The sequence below is a fragment of the Micromonospora sp. NPDC047527 genome, from assembly GCF_040643015.1.
GTDB lineage: Bacteria > Actinomycetota > Actinomycetes > Mycobacteriales > Micromonosporaceae > Micromonospora.
In genome coordinates this window covers 708,676-725,753 of record NZ_JBEYTK010000002.1, presented here as the reverse complement: position 1 = coordinate 725,753, position 17,078 = coordinate 708,676, and the positions used below count along the sequence as shown (strand labels likewise).

Below are 17,078 nucleotides of genomic sequence, written 5' to 3'. Positions count from 1 at the left end.
TGCCCATCTGGGGTCCGAGGGCGACCCCGGCAGCGGGTGGAATGCGGGCCGGACCAGGGCCGTTACACCAGTACGCCCACGGCCGTGACCGCCGCGGGCCGCCCCCTGATGAGCCGAGCGCCATTCCCGGTGCTGCTGCCCTCCGCCAGTCGGAGGCTCCAACCCCTCGAACGGAGACTCGACCATGAACCCGATCATGCAGAAGAGCGGTCTGTCCGTCGTCGGCCTGCTGGTCGCCGGCGGTTGCGCTCTCGGCCCCGCGGTCGCCGCGCAGGCCGCCCCCGCACCGGCTGCCGCAACCTCGTCGAACCAGGGCAACCGGAGTGGCGAGCGGGTGCTCGACATCGACTACCAGGCGCAGCCGAACTTCTACTACTGCGGGCCGGCCGCGACCCGGATCGCACTCTCCGCCCAGGGCAAGGCGCTGCCCCAGGACGAGGTGGCCAAGCTGCTCGGCACCACCGAGGCGGGCACCCCGTCGGCCCTGGACACGACCCGGGTGCTGAACGAGCTGACCGGCGGCAAGTACCGGACGACCGAGATCAGTGACTCGGCGGCCCGCCCCGACCAGGTCGAGCAGTTGCGGCGGGACGTGTTGGCCGCGGTCGACGCCGGACGGCCGGTGGTGGCCAACATCAAGGGCACGACCGTGGACGTCGACGGCAACCCGCACTCGTACGAGGGCGGCCACTACGTGACGCTTGTCGGCTACCGCGACGGTGGGGACACCGTCCGGGTCGCCGACCCGGCCGACCCGGCGCTGGGCGAGTACTGGGTGACTCTGCCGAAGGTCGCCAACTGGGTCGCGGAGCGCGGCTACTCCTCCTGATACGGCGGTTCACCGGGCCGGCCTCCCCCGATCGGGGGGGCCGGTCCTGCCGTCTTCACGTTGGCGGGCGGCGAGGTCCGCCCGCCGTCGGGTCCGCGCGGCGCGGGTCGGCCGGGTCCGGTACAGGTGTCGCCGGGGCGGCGGATGCACGGTGGCCTCCCCGGCTCCGGCGGCACCGCGCACGATCCGGTTGGCGTCGTCCGGTTCGCAGCCGGTGGCGCGGAGCAGGTCGCTGGCCGCGGTGCGCAGGCCGGTGACGAGGGCGTCACCGAACGACCTGACCCCGCGGGCGCTCGCCCGTCCGGCCAGATCGGCGCACTCCTCGACCAGCGTGCGGGTCTGTTGGAACGCGTCGTCGCCCTTGCACTCCGTACGCAGCTGTGTCACCGCCTCGCCCAGCCGGGCGATCGCGTCCGGCAGTTCCGGCGGGATCGGCTCGTCGTACTGCAGCGCGGTCGTCGACCAGCGGGCCAGGGCGCGGCTGTCCAACAGCAGCCGTTCGAGGTGACTCGCGCTGAGGGCGTACCGGTGGAACTGCTGGCGGCGGTGCCACCGCGCTGGCGCGATCGTCACCACCTCCTCGGCACCGCTCAGCGCGTCATGCAGTCGCCCCAGGTCGTCGTCGGCGGCGCGGAGCCGGTCGAGGACGCGCAACGTCCGGTCGCTGTCGCGTTCCCGCACCGCCTGCGCGAGTTCGCCGAGTTGCTCGCAGAGAATCGCGAAGATCGGCGCGGCCGACCGGTCCAGCACCCGCATCGGGTTGACCGGCAGCAGCAGCGCGACCACCACCAGGCCGACAACCCCACCGACCAGCGCGTCGAAGATCCGGGGCACCTCCAGGCCACTTTCCATCGGGGCCAGCGTGGTGATCAGCACGGCGGTACCGCCGGCCTGACCGACCAACGGGCCGCCCTTGCCGGACACCAGCAGGGCGGTGGCGATGGCGAGAGCGACGACCACGCCGGTCTGCCACGGTCCCGAGCCGACGACGAAGCGCAGCGTGTCACCGATGATGAGGCCCAGCGCGACACCGGCCAGCAGTTCGAAGGTCCGCCGGGCTCGCTGCCCGATGGCGGTGGCGATCGTTCCGACGGCGGCGGCGGGAGCGAAGACGTGCGATCCGGGGCCGAGGAAGTGCTGGGCGATCAGGGCGGCGAGCGCCGCGGCCAGCCCGGCCTGGGCGGCGATCACCAGGGTGATCTCCCACTGCCGGGCGCGGATCCGGCCGGCCTGCCCGCTGCGGTGCCGCACTGATTCGACCATCTGGCCGCCCTTGTCGGCAGCCACTTCGAGTCGAGATCGGTCGCGGCCGGGTGGTGGACGGTCGTCGGCCATGGCGGCGGATACCCCGGCGTCGTCACGGCAATCGTGCCCGTTCGACCCCGCCCGCGACACGGTGGGCATCGGCCCGTGCCGCCGGGTCACCGCCACGTCAGCGGCGACCCGGGGTACGTCGTCAGCGGACCTGGTCGCCCTCGCCGGTACGGGCCTGAGCCTGGTCCACACCCTTGTCGATCTGGTCGTCGTACTTTCCACCGGTACGGCGGTCGGCCGCGTCGCCGGCCTTCTCCATCCCCTGGTCGACCTGCTTGTCGTGCTTGTCCGCGAAGTCCTTGGCCTTGTCCATGAAGTCGCTCATCGCGGTCCTCCTCCACTCCGACTGACTTCCTGGTGACGTTCCCTGGTCCAGGATGCTCAAACCTGGATAATCCAGACTTAGCGCTCTGGCACGGACACACCTGGCCACGACGACCAGACCCAGGTTGGAGCAGTACGGGTGTCGGCGCGCGTCAGGCCGGGTACCGACCCTCGCGGAGATCGAGGAGGACCGACATGACGGCAGAGGAACCCGGGGCAGGCGCCGGGGAGACAACGGACGGCTCAGGGCCTCGCCAGGGGTGGACGGCGCTGCCGTGGCTCGTCCGAACCGCGGTGCTGTGGAGTGCCTGCCTGGTGGTTATCGTCACCGGCCTCTACCTGCTGGGTCGGATCGCCGTGCTGCTGGCACCACTGGCCATCGCGCTGGCCGCCACCATCTTCCTCACCGCGCTACTCGACCCGGTGCTGCTCCGACTGCGCCGGCTGCGGGTGCCCGCGGCACTGGCCGCGCTGCTCACCGTCCTGCTGCTGCTCGGCATCCTGGTGGGGGTCGGCGCGCTGGTGTGGAACCTGACCGCCAACCAGTTCGACCAGCTCAGCCAGGAGCTGACCCAGGGGCTTGACCGCAGCCGGGACTTCGTCACGTCCACCCTGCCCGTCACCGACGCCCAACTGGACCGACTGATCGACCAAGCCCGGGAGGGGTTGAGCGGCAGCTCGCCGGACCCGGTCGCCGGGGCCCGGACGGCCACCGAGGTGCTCGGCTCCGCGCTGCTCGCCCTGGTGCTGCTCTTCTTCCTGCTCAAGGACGGCCGATCGATGTGGCACTGGGTGCTGTCCCGGATGACCGGCCCAAACCGGCTCGTGGTGGCCGAGGCCGGTCGGGGCGGCTGGCAGACCCTGGGAGCGTACAGCCGGGGCACGATGTTGATCGCCGCGATCGACGCGCTCGGCATCGGCCTGGCCCTCGTGGTGCTGGGGGTGCCGTTGGCTCTGCCGCTGGCGCTGATCACCTTCCTCGGCGGCTTCGTGCCGATCATCGGGGCGACGGTGGCCGGCGCGGTGGCGGTGCTGGTGGCACTGGCGGCCAACGGGCCGACGACGGCCCTGCTCACCCTCGCCGCGGTGATCGCCGTACAACAGATCGAGGGCAACCTACTCGAACCGCTGGTCATGAAGCGGCAGGTCCGGCTGCACCCGGCGGTGATCCTGGTGGCCGTCACCGCCGGCACTCTGATCGCGGGCATCGCCGGCGCCTTCGTCAGCGTCCCGATCACCGCCGTCCTCTGGCGCGTCATCGACACCGTCCAACGCCACCACACCACCCCAACCCTGGCGGTCCCACCCACCCCATGAGGTCCGCCGACCTCATCCTCGACGGGTCGGGGCTGCCGCGCGGGCCAGGTGGTCGGTGAACCAGGTGCCGGCGTGGTCGGCGACCTGGTCCAGCGCTCCGGGCTCCTCGAAGAGGTGCGTGGCGCCGGGCACCACCCACAGCTTGCCGACCTCGCCCAGCTCGGCCAGCGCCTGCTCGTTCAGCGCGATCACTTCCTCGTCCGAACCGCCCACCAGCAACAACGTCGGGGCACGCACCCGGGCCAGCGCGCCCCCGGCCAGATCGGGTCGGCCACCCCGGGAAACCACCGCGCCCACCCGGTCGGCGCGGGACGCGGCGGCGACCAGCGCGGCGGCGGCACCCGTACTGGCCCCGAAGAGGCCGATGGGCGCGTCACCGGCGGGGCGCTCGACCGCCAGCCAGTCGACGATCCCGGCCAGCCGGCTGGCCAGCAGCCCGATGTCGAACCGCAGTTCGGCGGTGCGCGCGTCCACCTCGTCCTCGGCCGGGGTGAGCAGGTCCACGAGCACGGTGCCGAGACCACGCCGGTTGAGCGTCCGGGCCACCGCCACGTTGCGCGGGCTGTGCCGCGAGCTGCCGCTGCCGTGCGCAAAGAGCACCACGCCGAGCGGCTGAGCGGGCAGCAGCAGGTCGGCGGGGAGTTGGACGTCCCCGACCGGAATGGTCACCGTGTTGCTCTGCTCGTCCATGCCACACCTCCGCGTGCTCGCCTACGGTCCGCGTACCCCGCCCGTCGCGTCGCACGCACCCGACGCCGAGGGCATCCCGATGCCCGGCCGCGTTTGTCGAATGGGCCGCCGGGTAGGCCAACGGTGACCGCAGACCGTGTAGGCGCAACCGCGCCCCGACGGATCGCGAGGACCGCCATGGGCAAGCAGCAGACCTCCCGGCAGCAGCAGATGGACGAACGCAACCGGCGTGAACAGGACGCCGAGCGGCCCCGGAACTGGGGGGACGAGGCCTCCGAGGCCCGCCTGCCCGACGACCCGCGGGCGATGGCGCCCAGGGACGCCCTGGGACGCCCGTCGACCGGAGAGCCCATCTGACGTACGCGTGGCACGGCCGGGGCGGGATCACTCCCGCCCCGGCCGTCACTGTTCGCGCTCGGGCAACCGGAGCAGGGGTGACCGGCCCGGTGGGTGCTCCGGAGGTCCTGCCGTCGGCTCCGCCGGTGGCACCGGCACCGTCACCGGCTCGTCGCAGGTGACCCGCAGCAGTTGGTCGTGGTGGCGCAACTCCACCACGTCGTCCGGGCCACCGTGGCGCAGCGAGTACGTCGTCTGGTGCGGCCGGACGTCCACCCGCAGCGCCAGCCCGCGCCACTGCAACGAGAACTCCAGGCGGCTGAGCCGGCTGGAGAGCCGGGGCGCGAACGACAGCCGACCGTCGTGGTCCCGCAACCCGCCGAGCCCGCCCACCAGGGCGAGCCACGCGCCGGCCAGCGAGGCCATGTGTACGCCGTCGCGGGTGTTCTCGTTGAGGTCGTGCAGGTCCATCAGCGCGGCCTCGCGCAGGTAGATGTGCGCCAGTTCGGGATGGCCCACCTCGGCGGCGAGGACCGCCTGCGTACAGGCCGACAGCGAGGAGTCCCGCACCGTCCGGCGCTCGTAGTAGAGGAAGTTGCGCACCTTCTGCTCGGGGGTGAAGGCGTCCCCCCGCCAGTGCATCGCCAGGATCAGGTCGGCCTGCTTCACCACCTGCTTGCGATACAGCTCGAAGTACGGGTAGTGCAGCAGCAACGGGTACTTCTCGGCGGGGGTGTGCGCGAAGTCCCACTCCTGGAGGCGGGTGAACCCCTCCACCTGCTGGTGCACCTCCAACTCGTCGTCGTACGGGACGTGCATCGAGGCGGCGGCGTCCCGCCAACTCGCCGCCTCCTCGTCGGTGACACCCAGGCGGAACGCCTCGTCCCGGTAGCGCATCACCGTTTCGGCGGCCGTGAGCAGGTTCCGCTGCGCCATCAGATTGGTGTAGATGTTGTCGTTCTTCACCGCGGTGTACTCGTCCGGGCCGGTCACCCCGTCGATGTGGAACTGGCCCTGCCGATCGTGGTGCCCGATCGAGCGCCACAGCCGGGCGGTCTCGACCAGCAACTCCAGCCCGATCTCCCGCTCCAGCTCGGTGTCGCCGGTGACCAGCACGTACCGCCGCAGCGCGTCGGCGATGTCGGCGGCGATGTGGAACGCGGCGGTGCCGGCCGGCCAGTACCCGGAGGACTCCGGCCCTTCGATGGTCCGCCAGGGAAATGCGGCGCCCTTGAGGTTGAGCGTCTCGGCCCGCTCCCGCGCCTGGTCCAGCGTGCTGTGCCGCCACTGCAACGCGCTGCGGACCGCGCTCGGCTGGGTGTACGTGAGCACCGGCAGGACGAACATCTCGGTGTCCCAGAAGGCGTGACCGTCGTACCCGGGGCCGGTGAGCCCCTTTGCCGAGATCGGCCGCTGCTCGGCGCGGGCGCCAGCCTGGAGCACGTGGAAGAGGCCGAACCGAACCGCCTGCTGGATCTCCGGGTCGCCCTCGACCAGCACGTCCGCCGCGTCCCAGAACTTGTCGAGGTAGCTGCGCTGCTCCCGGTGGAGCCCCTCCCAGCCGTCGAGCCGGGCGCCGGCCAGCGCCGCGCCGACCTGGTCGCGCAGCGCCGGCAGTGAGCGGCGGCTCGACCAGCCGTACGTCAGGTACTTGACCACCCGCAGCTTCTCGCCGGGCTGGAGCACACAGCCGATGGTCGTGCGAACCCAGTCCTCGTACCCCTCGGACTCGATGGTGGTGTGGTCCGGGCCGTGCACCTCGTGCTCCATGGCGGCGGCCACCCGCAGCCCGGAGACCTTGGTGCGGTGGATCAGCTGCCCGCCGTCCGGGGTGGTCAGCTCCTCCTCGGCCTGCAAGGGCGACTCCAGGACGGCCGCGACCCGGGGATCCTTGCTCTGTGCCGGCAGCGACTCGTTCGCCACCAGCTCGGACTGCACGATGAGCCGCAGCGGGCCGTCGACGGCCTCCACCTCATAGCTGATCGCGGCGACCGACCGTTGGGTGAACGACACCAGCCGGGTGCTGCGGACCTTGACCTCACGGCCGGCCGGGGAGCGCCAGTGCAGCTCCCGGTGCAGGGTGCCGGCCCGCATGTCGAGGATCCGCTCGTGGGAGAGCAACTGGCCGTAGCGCACGTCGAGTGGTTCGTCGTCCACGAGCAGCCGGATCAGCTTGCCGTTGGTGACGTTGACGATGGTCTGCCCGGACTCGGGGAAGCCGTAGCCGGCCTCCGCGTACGGCAGCGGGCGAAGCTCGAAGAACGAGTTGAGGTACGTGCCGGGCAGGCCGTGCGGCTCGCCCTCGTCGAGGTTGCCGCGCAGCCCGACGTGCCCGTTGGAGAGCGCGAAGACCGATTCCGACTGGGCCAGCACGTCCATGTCCAGGCGGGTCTCGCGGATGTGCCAGGGCTCGACGGGATAGGCCCGCTCCCGGATCACGCGGCGCCCCGCTCGTCGGCAGATGTCGCAGCGGCCGGGCGCCGAGGCGCGTCGGCGTCGCCCGCGTCGAGCAGGTCGGCGAGGTCCTCGACCACGATGTCGGCGCCGTGCGCGAGCAACTCGTCGGCCTGCCCGACCCGGTCGACCCCGATCACGTAGCCGAAGCCGCCGGCACGACCGGCGGCCACGCCGGAGAGCGCGTCCTCGAAGACGGCGGCCTGGGTGGGGTCGACACCGAGCAGTGCGGCCCCGGCCAGGAAGGTGTCGGGCTCCGGCTTGCCGCGCAGCCCCTGCTGCCGAGCGACCAGCCCGTCGACCCGCGTCTCCAGCAGGTGTTCCAGCCCGGCGGCGCTGACCACCTCACGCCCGTTGGCGCTCGCGGTCACCACGGCCCGGCGCAGCCCGGCGGCGGTCGCCGCCTCCAGGTAGCGCACCGAGCCCGGGTAGACCTCGACACCGGAGCTGCGCAGGCGCTCCAGCAGCAGAACGTTCTTGCGGTTGCCGACGCCGTTGACCGTGTCGGCGTCCGGCGGGTCGTCCGGGCTGCCCTCGGGGAGCACGATGCCACGGGAGGCGAGGAACGACCGGACGCCGTCGGCGCGGGGTCGGCCGTCGACGTAGCGGTTGTAGTCCGGGCCGGGGTCGAACGGCTGGAACGGTGTTCCGGTGGTCGTCGCGTGCTGGCGCAGAAACTCGTCGAACGTCTGCGTCCAGGCGGCGTTGTGCACCCGGGCGGTCTGCGTCAGCACACCGTCCAGATCGAAGAGACAGGCGGTCACATGATCAGGTAGACCCAACACCCTACGAATCTAGCCAACGTTACGGGCGATCCCACCGTTTCGCGGAGGAACGACGCTCGGTCAGTTCGGTCGCAGCGTCCAGATCACCGTCAGCGTCGAGGTGTGCTTGCCGTCCTCGGTGCCGATCTCCACCTCGACCGGGAACTCGGGTCGCCGACCAGATTCCAGCTCGTCGGCCACCTCCTGGGCGGGTCGCCCGAGTCGCGCGGTGGCCAGGACGGGCCCGAATGCACGCTTGCGGTAGGCGATGTCGGCCCGGACGACGAGGGGCACGGCCCGGTCGAGCAGGTGTCCGAAGGCGACCAGCACGACCGCGCCGGAGGCCGTCTCACCGAGCGTGAACATCGCCCCGGCGTGTGGCCCGCCGATGTGGTTGTGGATGGCCGGAGTGTCGGGGAGCCGCACGGTGACCCGCACGCCGCCGTCCGCCTCGGGTGCCACCTCGACGAATTCGATGCCGAGTGTGCGGGCGAACGGCACCGCTTCGAGCAATCCGGCCGCCACCTGCCGTGAGTCGATGGTCATGGCCCGACGTTACTCGCCAGTAACCAAGGCGGCAACCAGGGTTTTCCCGGCCGCCGCCGAGGTCACAGGTTGGCGATCGTGCGCAGGATCTCCGCGTAGAAGTTGCCGTCGATGCTGCGGAAGAAGGCGAAATCCTGACCCGGGTCGCCGAAGAACGGTCGCAGTGTCCAGGCCAGCTGGGTCCCGACGAAGCCGAAGAGCAGGATCCAGATGTAGAGCAGCGTCATGCTGGCCGGCCGCTGCGTCGGCTCGCCGCGCCGTACCGGCGGGGTGCCCCACGGGCGCTGCGGCACCGGGTAGCCGGGCGGGAACGACCCGGCTACCGGCTGCCCGCCCCACTGGGCCGGGACCTGCGCCGGGACCTGGGGCGGGGTCTGGACGGCCGGCACCGCGTCGGGCGTGCCGCCGTTCGAGGCCGCCACCGCCGCTCCGGCCGGCACCGCGACCGGCGCGGCACTCGCACCGGCGGACGAGGCCGCACCGGCGGCCACGGCGACCGGCGCCGAGCTGGCGGGCACGGCGACCGGCACAACCTGGGCGTTGACCTGGGCCGGGGCCTCGGCGGTCGCCACCGCCGGTGCCAGCAGACCGTGGTCGTTGAGGACCTGCATCCCGCCGGTCAGGAAACGCAGCCCGACCAACGCCGACAGCGTCAGGATGGCGACGTTGAGCAGCTTGAAGAAGCCGTAGTCCGGAGCGGTGATCAGGAAGAAGAGGCTGATCGGCGCGAACGCCACCGCGAGCATCGAGGTGACCGTGATCGCCACCATCACCAGCGCCAGCGACTGGCGCACCGACAGCCGAGCGCCGAACACCAGGTTGAACAGGTAGAGCGTGGGCAGGCAGATGGCCAGCGTGACCAGGAACAGCAGCGGCAGCTTCAGCGCGGAGGTCAGCGCCATCAGCGGGCTATGGAAGGCCCCGAGCACCGCACCGTAGCAGGCGAGCGCGATGGCGGAGCTGGCCAGCATCCGACCGGTCAACGCGTTCAGATCACGCTCGGCCACGATCTGCTGCCAGATGCCCTGCCGGTCGCGCAGGATGCGCTCGATGACGAGCGGGCTGGGACGGTCACCCGACACGGGTGCACCCCTCTCGATGACTTTCACTGTGGACTGGGTGGGCAGACGGTAGGCCACCGGGCCACCGCCCCGCCACCCCGCTCCGGCGTGGCGTCACCGCCAACCCACGTCGATCCGGTCACCGCGCTCGTCGAAGAAATGCAGGGCGTCCATCCGGACCGAGACCGCGAGCGGGTGACCCGCGGTGACCGCCGGGTACGGCGCCAGCCGCACCGCCAGCTCCGCCGGGCGGCGGTGGTGCCGGCCCGGGTCGGGGAGCACGCTGGTGCGGGTGCCGCCGGTCGGCGGCGGCTCCTCGGCCTCCACCGGTTTGCCGGTGAGCCGCTGCATCACCGCGCCGAACCGGCGCAGGCCACGCTGGCCCACCGGCGGCGTGTCCAGCGGCGCGCCCATCTCGTCCACCATGATCGCGGTCGCCCCGATGTCGAGGAAGGCCAGCGACTCGTGCCCGTGGTGCTCCAGGTAGCGGATCCGGCCGCGCAGCACGTCGCCAGGGCTGTCCGGGGCTACCGGGGTGAGCGCCTCGGCCCGCATCCCGACCACGATCCGCTCGCCGTGGTAGTGCGCCACCGCCCGGCTACGGATGTCGTTCCAGGGCAGATAGAGCGACTGCTCACCGAGGTTGAGCGTGACGTACCGGTCAAGGTGGACGTAGACCGACGCCTCCAGCAGGTTCATCCGAGGGCTGCCCAGGAAGGCGGCCACGTAGAGCGTCGCCGGCCGGCCGTACACCTGGGTGGGTGTGCCCACGTCCTGGAGCACACCACGGCGCATGATCGCCACCCGGTCGGCCATGGTCAACGCCTCGGCCTGGTCGTGGGTGACGTAGACGGTGGTGACACCCAACTCCCGGGTCAGGCCCGAGATCTCCGCGCGCAGCTCGGCGCGGAGGCCGCTGTCGAGGTTGGACAGCGGCTCGTCCATCAGGAACAACCCCGGTCGGCGGACGATCGCCCGGCCCATCGCGACCCGCTGGCGCTGCCCGCCGGAGAGCTGGCCCGGCTTGCGGCCCAACACGTCGCTGATGCCCAGCGCGCTGGCCACGTCGGTGACCCGCTCACCCCGCGGTGTCGGCTCCACCCCGGCCAGCCGCAACGGGAAGGCGATGTTGTCACCGACGGTCATGTGCGGGTAGAGCGCGAAGTCCTGGAAGACCATGGCGATCTTGCGGTCCCGGGGTGGCAGGTCGTTCGCCAGCTCGCCGTCGAGCAGGACCGCACCGTGGGTCGGGTCCTCCAGACCGGCGATCATTCGCAGCACTGTGGACTTGCCGCACCCGGATGGACCGAGCAGCACCATGAACTCGCCGTCGTTCACGTCCAGGTTGACGCTGTCGACGGCCAGCGTGCCGTCCTTGAAAATCTTGCTGACATCCTTGAGCGCGACGGTGCTCACCGTCACCTCCCCCAGCTCGTCGGCCGAACCCCACAAGACTGTGACCAGGATCATTCCATCCGCACATCGGGTAAACGTCTCATGTTCGGCTGATGACGCACCTATTACGCGACACCAGGCACCGTTGGTCGGCGATCAGCACCCCGCCGACTGCTCGGGCGACTCGCCCAGGAACACGCGACGCACCACCCGTTCCGCCGCCCGACCGTCATCCAACCTGCAGAAACGGCCCCGGAAACGTTCGCGGGCCCTCATTGCCGCGTCCGAGCGCTCCGCGCCGGTGCGGAACAGGTCGAGCAAGTCCGCGAAGGTGGTGGCGACGGCGCCCGGTGGCTCGGCCGTGACGTCGAAGTAGACACCCCGGGCCAGGCGGTACGCCTCCCAGTCCGGTGCGTAGAGCACGATCGGCCGGTCCAGCACCGCGTAGTCGAACATCGCCGAGGAATAGTCGGTGACCAGCACGTCGGCCACCAGGTACAGGTCCTCGACCCGTTGGTAGCCGCTGACGTCGCGCACCCGCTCCCAGTCCACCGGCCGGCCGGGGCGGCGATCGCGGTCGTGGAAGTAGTGACTGCGCATCAGCAGCCGGCCCGAGTCACCCAGCGCCTCGACGAACCGGTCCGGGTCGAACGGTGGCCGGTAGCCGGGCAGGTGCTCGCGGTGCGTCGGGGCGTACAGCACCACCTGCTGGTCGGGGCCGAAGCCGAACTCCGCCCGCAGCCGGCGCACCTCGTCCGGGCCGGCGGTGACCAGCCGGTCGTTGCGCGGATAGCCCACCTCCAGCGTGGTGTACGCGGCCGGGTACGCCCGATCCCACATCTGGGTGGAGAAGCTGTTGGCGCTGACGCTGAAGTCCCAACGGTCCACGCGGCGCAGCAGGCCGGCGAAGTCCATCCGGCCGGCACCGATCGGGTAGCGCTGCTGGTCCAGCCCCATCACCTTGACCGGAGTGCCGTGGTGGGTCTGCACGTGCACCTGCTCCGGCCGCTTGCGGACGAAATCCGGGTAGTTGACGTTGTTGATCAGCCAGCGGGCCCGCGCCAGCACCCGGTAGTAGGCCGGGGTGCCGGCGACCACGTACTCCACCCCGGCCGGTACGGCGTCCACCCGGTCGCGGCGCACGATCCACACCCCGCGCACACCGGGGGCCAGCCGGCGGGCGACCTCGTAGATCGCCGCCGGGTTGCAGGCGTAGCCCCGGTACCAGTAGGCCGCGTACACCGCGAGGGTCGGATCAACCGGTCGGCGCAGCTCCGCCCGGTAGTACTCGCGCAGCAGGCCGTCGCGGGTCAGTCGGGCACCGCGCCGGGCGACCGGCCCGACCCGGCGGCGGGCGGTACGCACCTGTCGGCGGGCCGTGTCACGGGCCCGGCTGGCCGTCCGCAAGGCGGTGAACGTCCGCCACCGGCCGGTCGCGACCAACCGGTGCTTGACCCCCTCCACCCCCTCCGGCACGGGGTAGCCACCGTCGGGCAACCACCGCGCGTAGTCGGCGGTGATCTGCGCGAAGAAGGAGGCGCGCAGCTCCGGGGCGATCCGCTGGCCGTTGCCGAGCACGGTCAGGTAGTGCCAGATCATCCGCTCGAAGACCGCCGGCCGCAGCGCGTCCACCGCCGGCGCCCAGGCGTCCATCAGGTGGAAGACCCGGTGCCACTGCGGGAACACCTCGAAGTGCCGATCCCCCCGGGTCTTGGTGATCGCGCCCGCCCGGCGCTGCCGGTAGTTGACACAGACCCGATCCAGTACGCCGATCCGCCGCGCCGCCATCAGCACCGGATAGCTGAACGAGACGTCCTCGTACCAGCCGGCCGAGAAGCGCAGCCCCAACTCGACCAGGAACTCCCGCCGGACCAGCCGGTTCCAGGCGGTGTGCAGCAGCCGCATCGCCTCCGGCCGGTCCCGCAGCCGGAAGGTGGCCGGCCCGGGTGACTCCGGGAACACCTCGGCCATCGCGCTGCGGGTGGCGGTGTCGTTCCAGTGCGTCCGGACGTGATCGACCAGCAGCACGTCCGGTCGGGTCGCCCGCAGTCGCTCGGCGACCTCCGGCAGGCAGTCGGGCGCCAGCCAGTCGTCACCGTCGATGAACCACACGTACTCGCCGACGGCCCGGTCCAGCCCGATGTTGCGGGCCGGACCGAGGCCGACGTTCTCCGGCAGCCGGACTGATCGAACCCGCTGGTCACGGGCCGCGTACTCATCGATGATCTCGCCGCTGGCGTCCGGCGAGCAGTCGTCGACGGCGATCACCTCGAGGTCGGTCTCCGGCTGACCGAGGATCGAGTCCAGACACTCACGCAGATAGCCCTGCACCCGGAAGGCCGGAACCACGAAACTGATCAGGGTCATCCGGCCGTCCCTCCGTCAGCGCGGCGCGACACCTCCCGCGCCCAGGGGCGCGGCCGACGCCCGCGCGCTACGGGCCGGCCGGACGAACCAGGCCAGGACGGCGCTCGCCAAGAAAACCACGAGAAGGTACGCACCGAGTGTAGCCATGCCGATACCGACGATTCCGGCAATCGCCACGAGGGCCAGCAGCACCGAACGCCCCTCCCAGCCCAGCGTGGCCGCATGCAGGGGCGGTGCCGCCTGCCGCTTCTCCAGCCGGGCCGTCAGGTCGTAGTGGTGCACGGTCAGCACGAAGACGTACCCGAAGATCAACCACCCCGGCGCACCGCCGACCACCCCGACCGCGATGGCGAACAGGTACTCGGCGGCCCGCAGCGCCGCCGGCACCAGCCAGTCCAGCGGGCCGTTGTGCGCCGCCCCGGCGCCGAGGCCACCGGCAAGCAGCACCAGCAACGCCACCGGCACCGCCCAGCGCAGGTCCTCCGGCGAGTCGCCCAGCAGCGCGGCGACCAGCAGCACCACCGGGCCGAGCGCGGCGACCACCGCCAGGGTGAGCGGCCCCATCGGGCGGACCACCGGCAGCCGGCGCGCCAGCGGCCCGTCGTCACGGTGCAGCGTGGCATCGACCGTGTCCAGCACCGGCACCCACATCCAGCGGGCCCGCAACGTCCGCAGCGCCCCCGTGTACGCGAACGCCAGCGCGCCCCACACCAGCACCGCGATCAGGCTGACCAGCGGGTTGAACAGCGCCACGGTCACCGCGATCAGCGCCCACCGCTCGCCGATCGGGAACACCACGGTCCGCTTCAGCCAGTACGACAGCGAACCCGTGTCGGCCTGCACCCGGGTCGACGCGGCGTTCAGCCGGTCGCCGATCCCGCCGCTGGCACCCGTCGCCGACCGGGGCCGGCGTGCCGCCTCGTCGTGCAGCACCCCGTACCAGGTATCGGTCATGTGCCGGACGGTCTGCAACGTCATCGCGGCGATCGCCAACGCCCAGCCGTTGCCCAGCCCGGCGTGGCTCACGCCGAAGCCGAGACCGGCGTAGACCAGGTACTCCTTCGCCCGGTCGGCCATCGTGTCCAGCCAGCCACCCCAGGCGCTGAAATGCCGGGTGTAGCGGGCCAACTGGCCGTCCACGCAGTCCAGCACGAACCCGAGGTAGAGCAGCACCGCGCCGCCCACCAGCGCGGGTCGCCCGCCGACGCCGAACAGCACGGCGGCGGCCAGCGCGAACAGCACCGAGATCACGGTCACCCCGGTCGGGGTGAGCCGCAGCCGGGCCGCCAGCCGCACCACGTACGGCGACCAGGTGCTGACGAAGTACGTGGAGAAGAAGTCGTCCTTCTCCTTCACCGACAGCCGCAACTCGGCGCGGTCCTCGTCGACCGCCGTCACCGCCGCCTCCGCGGCTGCCAACCCGGCGGCGTCCTCGACCCGGTGCGCGACGAGCAGGCGTACCCGCTGGGCGAAAATCAGGGTGCCGAGCCCCGCGAGACCCGCGAAGAGCCGGTCCACGGCGGACCCGGGGCTGTTGTGGCCGGCTCCCCCGGCCACCGGCAGCGGCGACACGTCGCCGGCCGGGCCGAGCGGGGTGGCGACGGGCAGCAGGCCCGCCGTAGCGGCCCGGGCAGCGGCGGCCAGGGTCGGCAGGTCGTCCACGCCGACCCGCAGCGCTCCGCCGAACACGCCGGTGGCGTCGCCGTCGAGATCGCCCACCGCGCCGGCGTCGACGACCTGTCCGCGCTCCTCGCGCACGGCCGTCCGGCCGGGCACCGGCGGGTCGCTCAGCACCAACGCCACCGTGGGCCCGACCGGGCTGGTGGCCAGGTGCCGCAGGACGGCGGTGTGCGCCACCAGGTCAGTGCCGGTGACCAGCAGCGGGCCGGTGGCGGCGTCGGCCAGCGCGGCCAACTCGTCGAGGTTGGCGGCGAAGCGCACCTCGTCCGCCCCGGCCCGGCGCAACTGGGCGGCGAGACGGTCGGCCAGCGGCTCGCCGGTCGCGGTGGTCAGGCCCGCCGCGGGTGTCCCGGCGGCGAGCACGATCGCGAGCGTCACCGCGGGACCGCGGCGTGGTACGCGTCGAGCGCCTCGGCGATGGTGCCGTCGAGCGTCAACCGGCCCGCGTCGAGGTACAACCCCCGACGGCAGAACCGGGTCAGGTCCTTTTCGTTGTGTGACACCAACACGAGCGTGCGCCCCTCCCCGAGCAGACGATCAATCGTCGCGTAACACTTCTTGCGGAACTCCGCGTCTCCGACCGCGGTCACCTCGTCCATCAGCAGGATCGGGTGCGGCAGGTGCGAGATGATCGCGAAGCCGAGCCGCACCTTCATTCCCGACGAGTAGTGCCGCACCGACGTGTCGATGGCCCGTTCCACCTGCTCACCGGCGAACTCGACGATCTCGTCGAAGTGCCGCTTCAGGTAGCTCGCCGACAGCCCGTGCAGCCCACCGACCAGGTGCAGGTTCTCCCGCCCGGTCAGGTCGTTGGAGAATCCGGCGGACAACTCCAGCAGCGGCGCCACCGCACCGTGCACCCGGATGCTGCCCTCGTCCGGAATGAGCACCCCGGCGATCAGCCGCAGCAGGGTGCTCTTGCCGGTGCCGTTGCGGCCGATCACCCCGACGGTCTCGCCCGGCTCGACGGCGAACGACACGTCGCGCAGCGGCCAGAACTGGCCGGGCAGGGCACCGCGTCCGCCCCGGTGGATGAACAACTCCCGCAGCCGCAGCTGCCGACGACGGTTGCGGACGAACCGGATGCCCAGGTGATCGGCCTCGATGATCGGCGCGGCCATCTCAGAGTTCCTTGAGCACGGCGGGTTCCAGCCGGCGGAACGACCACCAGCCGGCGACCAGCACCAGCAGGCTGCCGGCGACGGTGGTGACGAGCAGTCGGGCGTCCGGGAACTCGTCCGGGTACCAGATCGCGTGGTGCAGCTGGAAGATCCCGACCAGCGGGTTCAGCTCGTACACCACCTTCAGCCAACCGGGCAGGCTGGAATCCCGGACCAGGCTGAGCGGGTAGATGATCGGCGTGGCGTAGAAGAGCAGCCGGATGATCAGCCGCATGAACCGTTCCACGTCGCGCATCAGCACGTTCCACGCCGACAGCAGCAGGGCCAGCCCGATCAGCAGGACCGCCTGGACGGCCACCGCGAGCGGCAGCGCGAGCAGCGACCAGCCGGGGTGGATCCGACCGTGCACCGCGTAGATCACCGCGATGGCGACGAGGATCGGCAGGCCGGCCGCGTACTCGGCGAACCGGCCGGTGACCCGGCCGATCGGGAAGACCTGCCGCGGCACGTTCATCGTGGTGATCAGCCGGGACTGGCCGGTCAGCGCGTTCGTCGCCTCGCTCAGCGCCGAACTGGTCCACATCCAGGCGAAGATCCCGGTGATCAGGAACAGCGGGTACGACCCGGCCGCCTCACCGAGGTGCCGCCCGGTGTCCCGGGAGTAGAGCACGCCAAAGACGAACCAGTAGATGGCGCCCATGCCGAGCGGCTCGATCAACGACCAGAAGTAGCCCAGCACCGACTGCTGGTACTTGACCGCCAGATCCCGCCTGACCAGGATGCGCAGCGAGTTGCGGTGCGACCACAACGCCGCGACGCCAGCGGTCACCGCAGCCTCCCGCCTCCTGAAACGGACGACAGGTTAGCAGTCGGTGAACGA

15 protein-coding genes are annotated in these 17,078 nt (G+C 71.7%); 3 read left to right on the top strand and 12 right to left on the bottom strand.

Annotated features, from left to right (window positions below; all coding sequences use genetic code 11):
• The first annotated feature begins 184 nt into the window (after positions 1–184).
• Positions 185–829: a C39 family peptidase gene (locus ABZ808_RS12245; protein ID WP_357004305.1), complete on the top strand. Its 645-nt coding sequence runs from the start codon at positions 185–187 to the stop codon at positions 827–829.
• Between the two features lie 9 nt (positions 830–838).
• On the opposite strand, the gene ABZ808_RS12240 is transcribed toward ABZ808_RS12245, so the two are convergent.
• Together ABZ808_RS12240 and ABZ808_RS12235 are read right to left on the bottom strand one after the other, a co-directional pair.
• Complete coding sequence (locus ABZ808_RS12240; RefSeq protein WP_357004302.1) at positions 839–2,092, bottom strand: FUSC family protein; 1,254 nt, start codon at positions 2,090–2,092, stop codon at positions 839–841.
• Positions 2,093–2,285: 193 nt separating this feature from the next.
• Positions 2,286–2,468 (bottom strand): antitoxin, encoded by a 183-nt coding sequence (locus tag ABZ808_RS12235; RefSeq protein WP_053658884.1) that lies wholly within the window; start codon positions 2,466–2,468, stop codon positions 2,286–2,288.
• A 194-nt stretch (positions 2,469–2,662) separates the two neighbouring features.
• On the opposite strand from ABZ808_RS12235, the gene ABZ808_RS12230 reads away from it, so the two are divergent.
• The gene (locus ABZ808_RS12230) at positions 2,663–3,784 is read left to right on the top strand and encodes an AI-2E family transporter (protein WP_357004300.1); all 1,122 of its coding nucleotides are present in this window, start codon (positions 2,663–2,665) and stop codon (positions 3,782–3,784) included.
• A gap of 12 nt (positions 3,785–3,796) precedes the next feature.
• Here the strand turns inward: ABZ808_RS12230 and ABZ808_RS12225 are convergent, their stop codons facing one another.
• Positions 3,797–4,474, bottom strand: coding sequence for an alpha/beta fold hydrolase (locus ABZ808_RS12225; RefSeq protein WP_357004297.1), 678 nt, complete (start codon positions 4,472–4,474; stop codon positions 3,797–3,799).
• Positions 4,475–4,651: 177 nt separating this feature from the next.
• Between ABZ808_RS12225 and ABZ808_RS12220 the strand changes: the two genes are divergently transcribed.
• Positions 4,652–4,831: a hypothetical protein gene (locus tag ABZ808_RS12220; RefSeq protein ID WP_357004294.1), complete on the top strand. Its 180-nt coding sequence runs from the start codon at positions 4,652–4,654 to the stop codon at positions 4,829–4,831.
• Between the two features lie 45 nt (positions 4,832–4,876).
• On the opposite strand, the gene ABZ808_RS12215 is transcribed toward ABZ808_RS12220, so the two are convergent.
• The 9 genes from ABZ808_RS12215 to ABZ808_RS12175 form a co-directional block, all read right to left on the bottom strand.
• Complete coding sequence (locus tag ABZ808_RS12215) at positions 4,877–7,249, bottom strand: glycosyl hydrolase family 65 protein (protein WP_357004291.1); 2,373 nt, start codon at positions 7,247–7,249, stop codon at positions 4,877–4,879.
• Entirely contained in the window at positions 7,246–8,049 is an 804-nt protein-coding gene (locus ABZ808_RS12210) for a beta-phosphoglucomutase family hydrolase (RefSeq protein ID WP_357004288.1), read from the bottom strand. Before ABZ808_RS12210 ends, ABZ808_RS12215 begins: the two co-directional genes overlap by 4 nt.
• 60 nt (positions 8,050–8,109) lie before the next feature.
• On the bottom strand, positions 8,110–8,574 hold the full coding sequence (locus tag ABZ808_RS12205) for a DUF4442 domain-containing protein (RefSeq protein ID WP_357004285.1): 465 nt from the start codon (positions 8,572–8,574) through the stop codon (positions 8,110–8,112).
• Between the two features lie 62 nt (positions 8,575–8,636).
• Entirely contained in the window at positions 8,637–9,656 is a 1,020-nt protein-coding gene (locus ABZ808_RS12200) for a hypothetical protein (RefSeq protein ID WP_357004283.1), read from the bottom strand.
• Positions 9,657–9,749: 93 nt separating this feature from the next.
• Positions 9,750–11,051 (bottom strand): ABC transporter ATP-binding protein, encoded by a 1,302-nt coding sequence (locus ABZ808_RS12195; protein ID WP_357004280.1) that lies wholly within the window; start codon positions 11,049–11,051, stop codon positions 9,750–9,752.
• Positions 11,052–11,186: 135 nt separating this feature from the next.
• Positions 11,187–13,397 (bottom strand): bifunctional glycosyltransferase family 2 protein/CDP-glycerol:glycerophosphate glycerophosphotransferase, encoded by a 2,211-nt coding sequence (locus ABZ808_RS12190; RefSeq protein ID WP_357004277.1) that lies wholly within the window; start codon positions 13,395–13,397, stop codon positions 11,187–11,189.
• Between the two features lie 15 nt (positions 13,398–13,412).
• Positions 13,413–15,410 (bottom strand): DUF5941 domain-containing protein, encoded by a 1,998-nt coding sequence (locus tag ABZ808_RS12185; protein ID WP_357004857.1) that lies wholly within the window; start codon positions 15,408–15,410, stop codon positions 13,413–13,415.
• A 41-nt stretch (positions 15,411–15,451) separates the two neighbouring features.
• The gene (locus ABZ808_RS12180; protein ID WP_357004274.1) at positions 15,452–16,198 is read right to left on the bottom strand and encodes an ABC transporter ATP-binding protein; all 747 of its coding nucleotides are present in this window, start codon (positions 16,196–16,198) and stop codon (positions 15,452–15,454) included.
• A gap of 1 nt (position 16,199) precedes the next feature.
• Positions 16,200–17,027, bottom strand: a complete 828-nt coding sequence (locus tag ABZ808_RS12175; RefSeq protein WP_357004272.1) for an ABC transporter permease — start codon at positions 17,025–17,027, stop codon at positions 16,200–16,202.
• Positions 17,028–17,078: the final 51 nt, after the last annotated feature.

Bases quoted from the DNA above. Each gene is read 5' to 3' on its own strand.
- ABZ808_RS12245 (WP_357004305.1), top strand. From the start codon at position 185: ATGAACCCGATCATGCAGAAGAGCGGTCTGTCCGTCGTCGGCCTGCTG.
- ABZ808_RS12240 (WP_357004302.1), bottom strand. From the start codon at position 2,092: ATGGTCGAATCAGTGCGGCACCGCAGCGGGCAGGCCGGCCGGATCCGC.
- ABZ808_RS12235 (WP_053658884.1), bottom strand. From the start codon at position 2,468: ATGAGCGACTTCATGGACAAGGCCAAGGACTTCGCGGACAAGCACGAC.
- ABZ808_RS12230 (WP_357004300.1), top strand. From the start codon at position 2,663: ATGACGGCAGAGGAACCCGGGGCAGGCGCCGGGGAGACAACGGACGGC.
- ABZ808_RS12225 (WP_357004297.1), bottom strand. From the start codon at position 4,474: ATGGACGAGCAGAGCAACACGGTGACCATTCCGGTCGGGGACGTCCAA.
- ABZ808_RS12220 (WP_357004294.1), top strand. From the start codon at position 4,652: ATGGGCAAGCAGCAGACCTCCCGGCAGCAGCAGATGGACGAACGCAAC.
- ABZ808_RS12205 (WP_357004285.1), bottom strand. From the start codon at position 8,574: ATGACCATCGACTCACGGCAGGTGGCGGCCGGATTGCTCGAAGCGGTG.
- ABZ808_RS12190 (WP_357004277.1), bottom strand. From the start codon at position 13,397: ATGACCCTGATCAGTTTCGTGGTTCCGGCCTTCCGGGTGCAGGGCTAT.
- ABZ808_RS12180 (WP_357004274.1), bottom strand. From the start codon at position 16,198: ATGGCCGCGCCGATCATCGAGGCCGATCACCTGGGCATCCGGTTCGTC.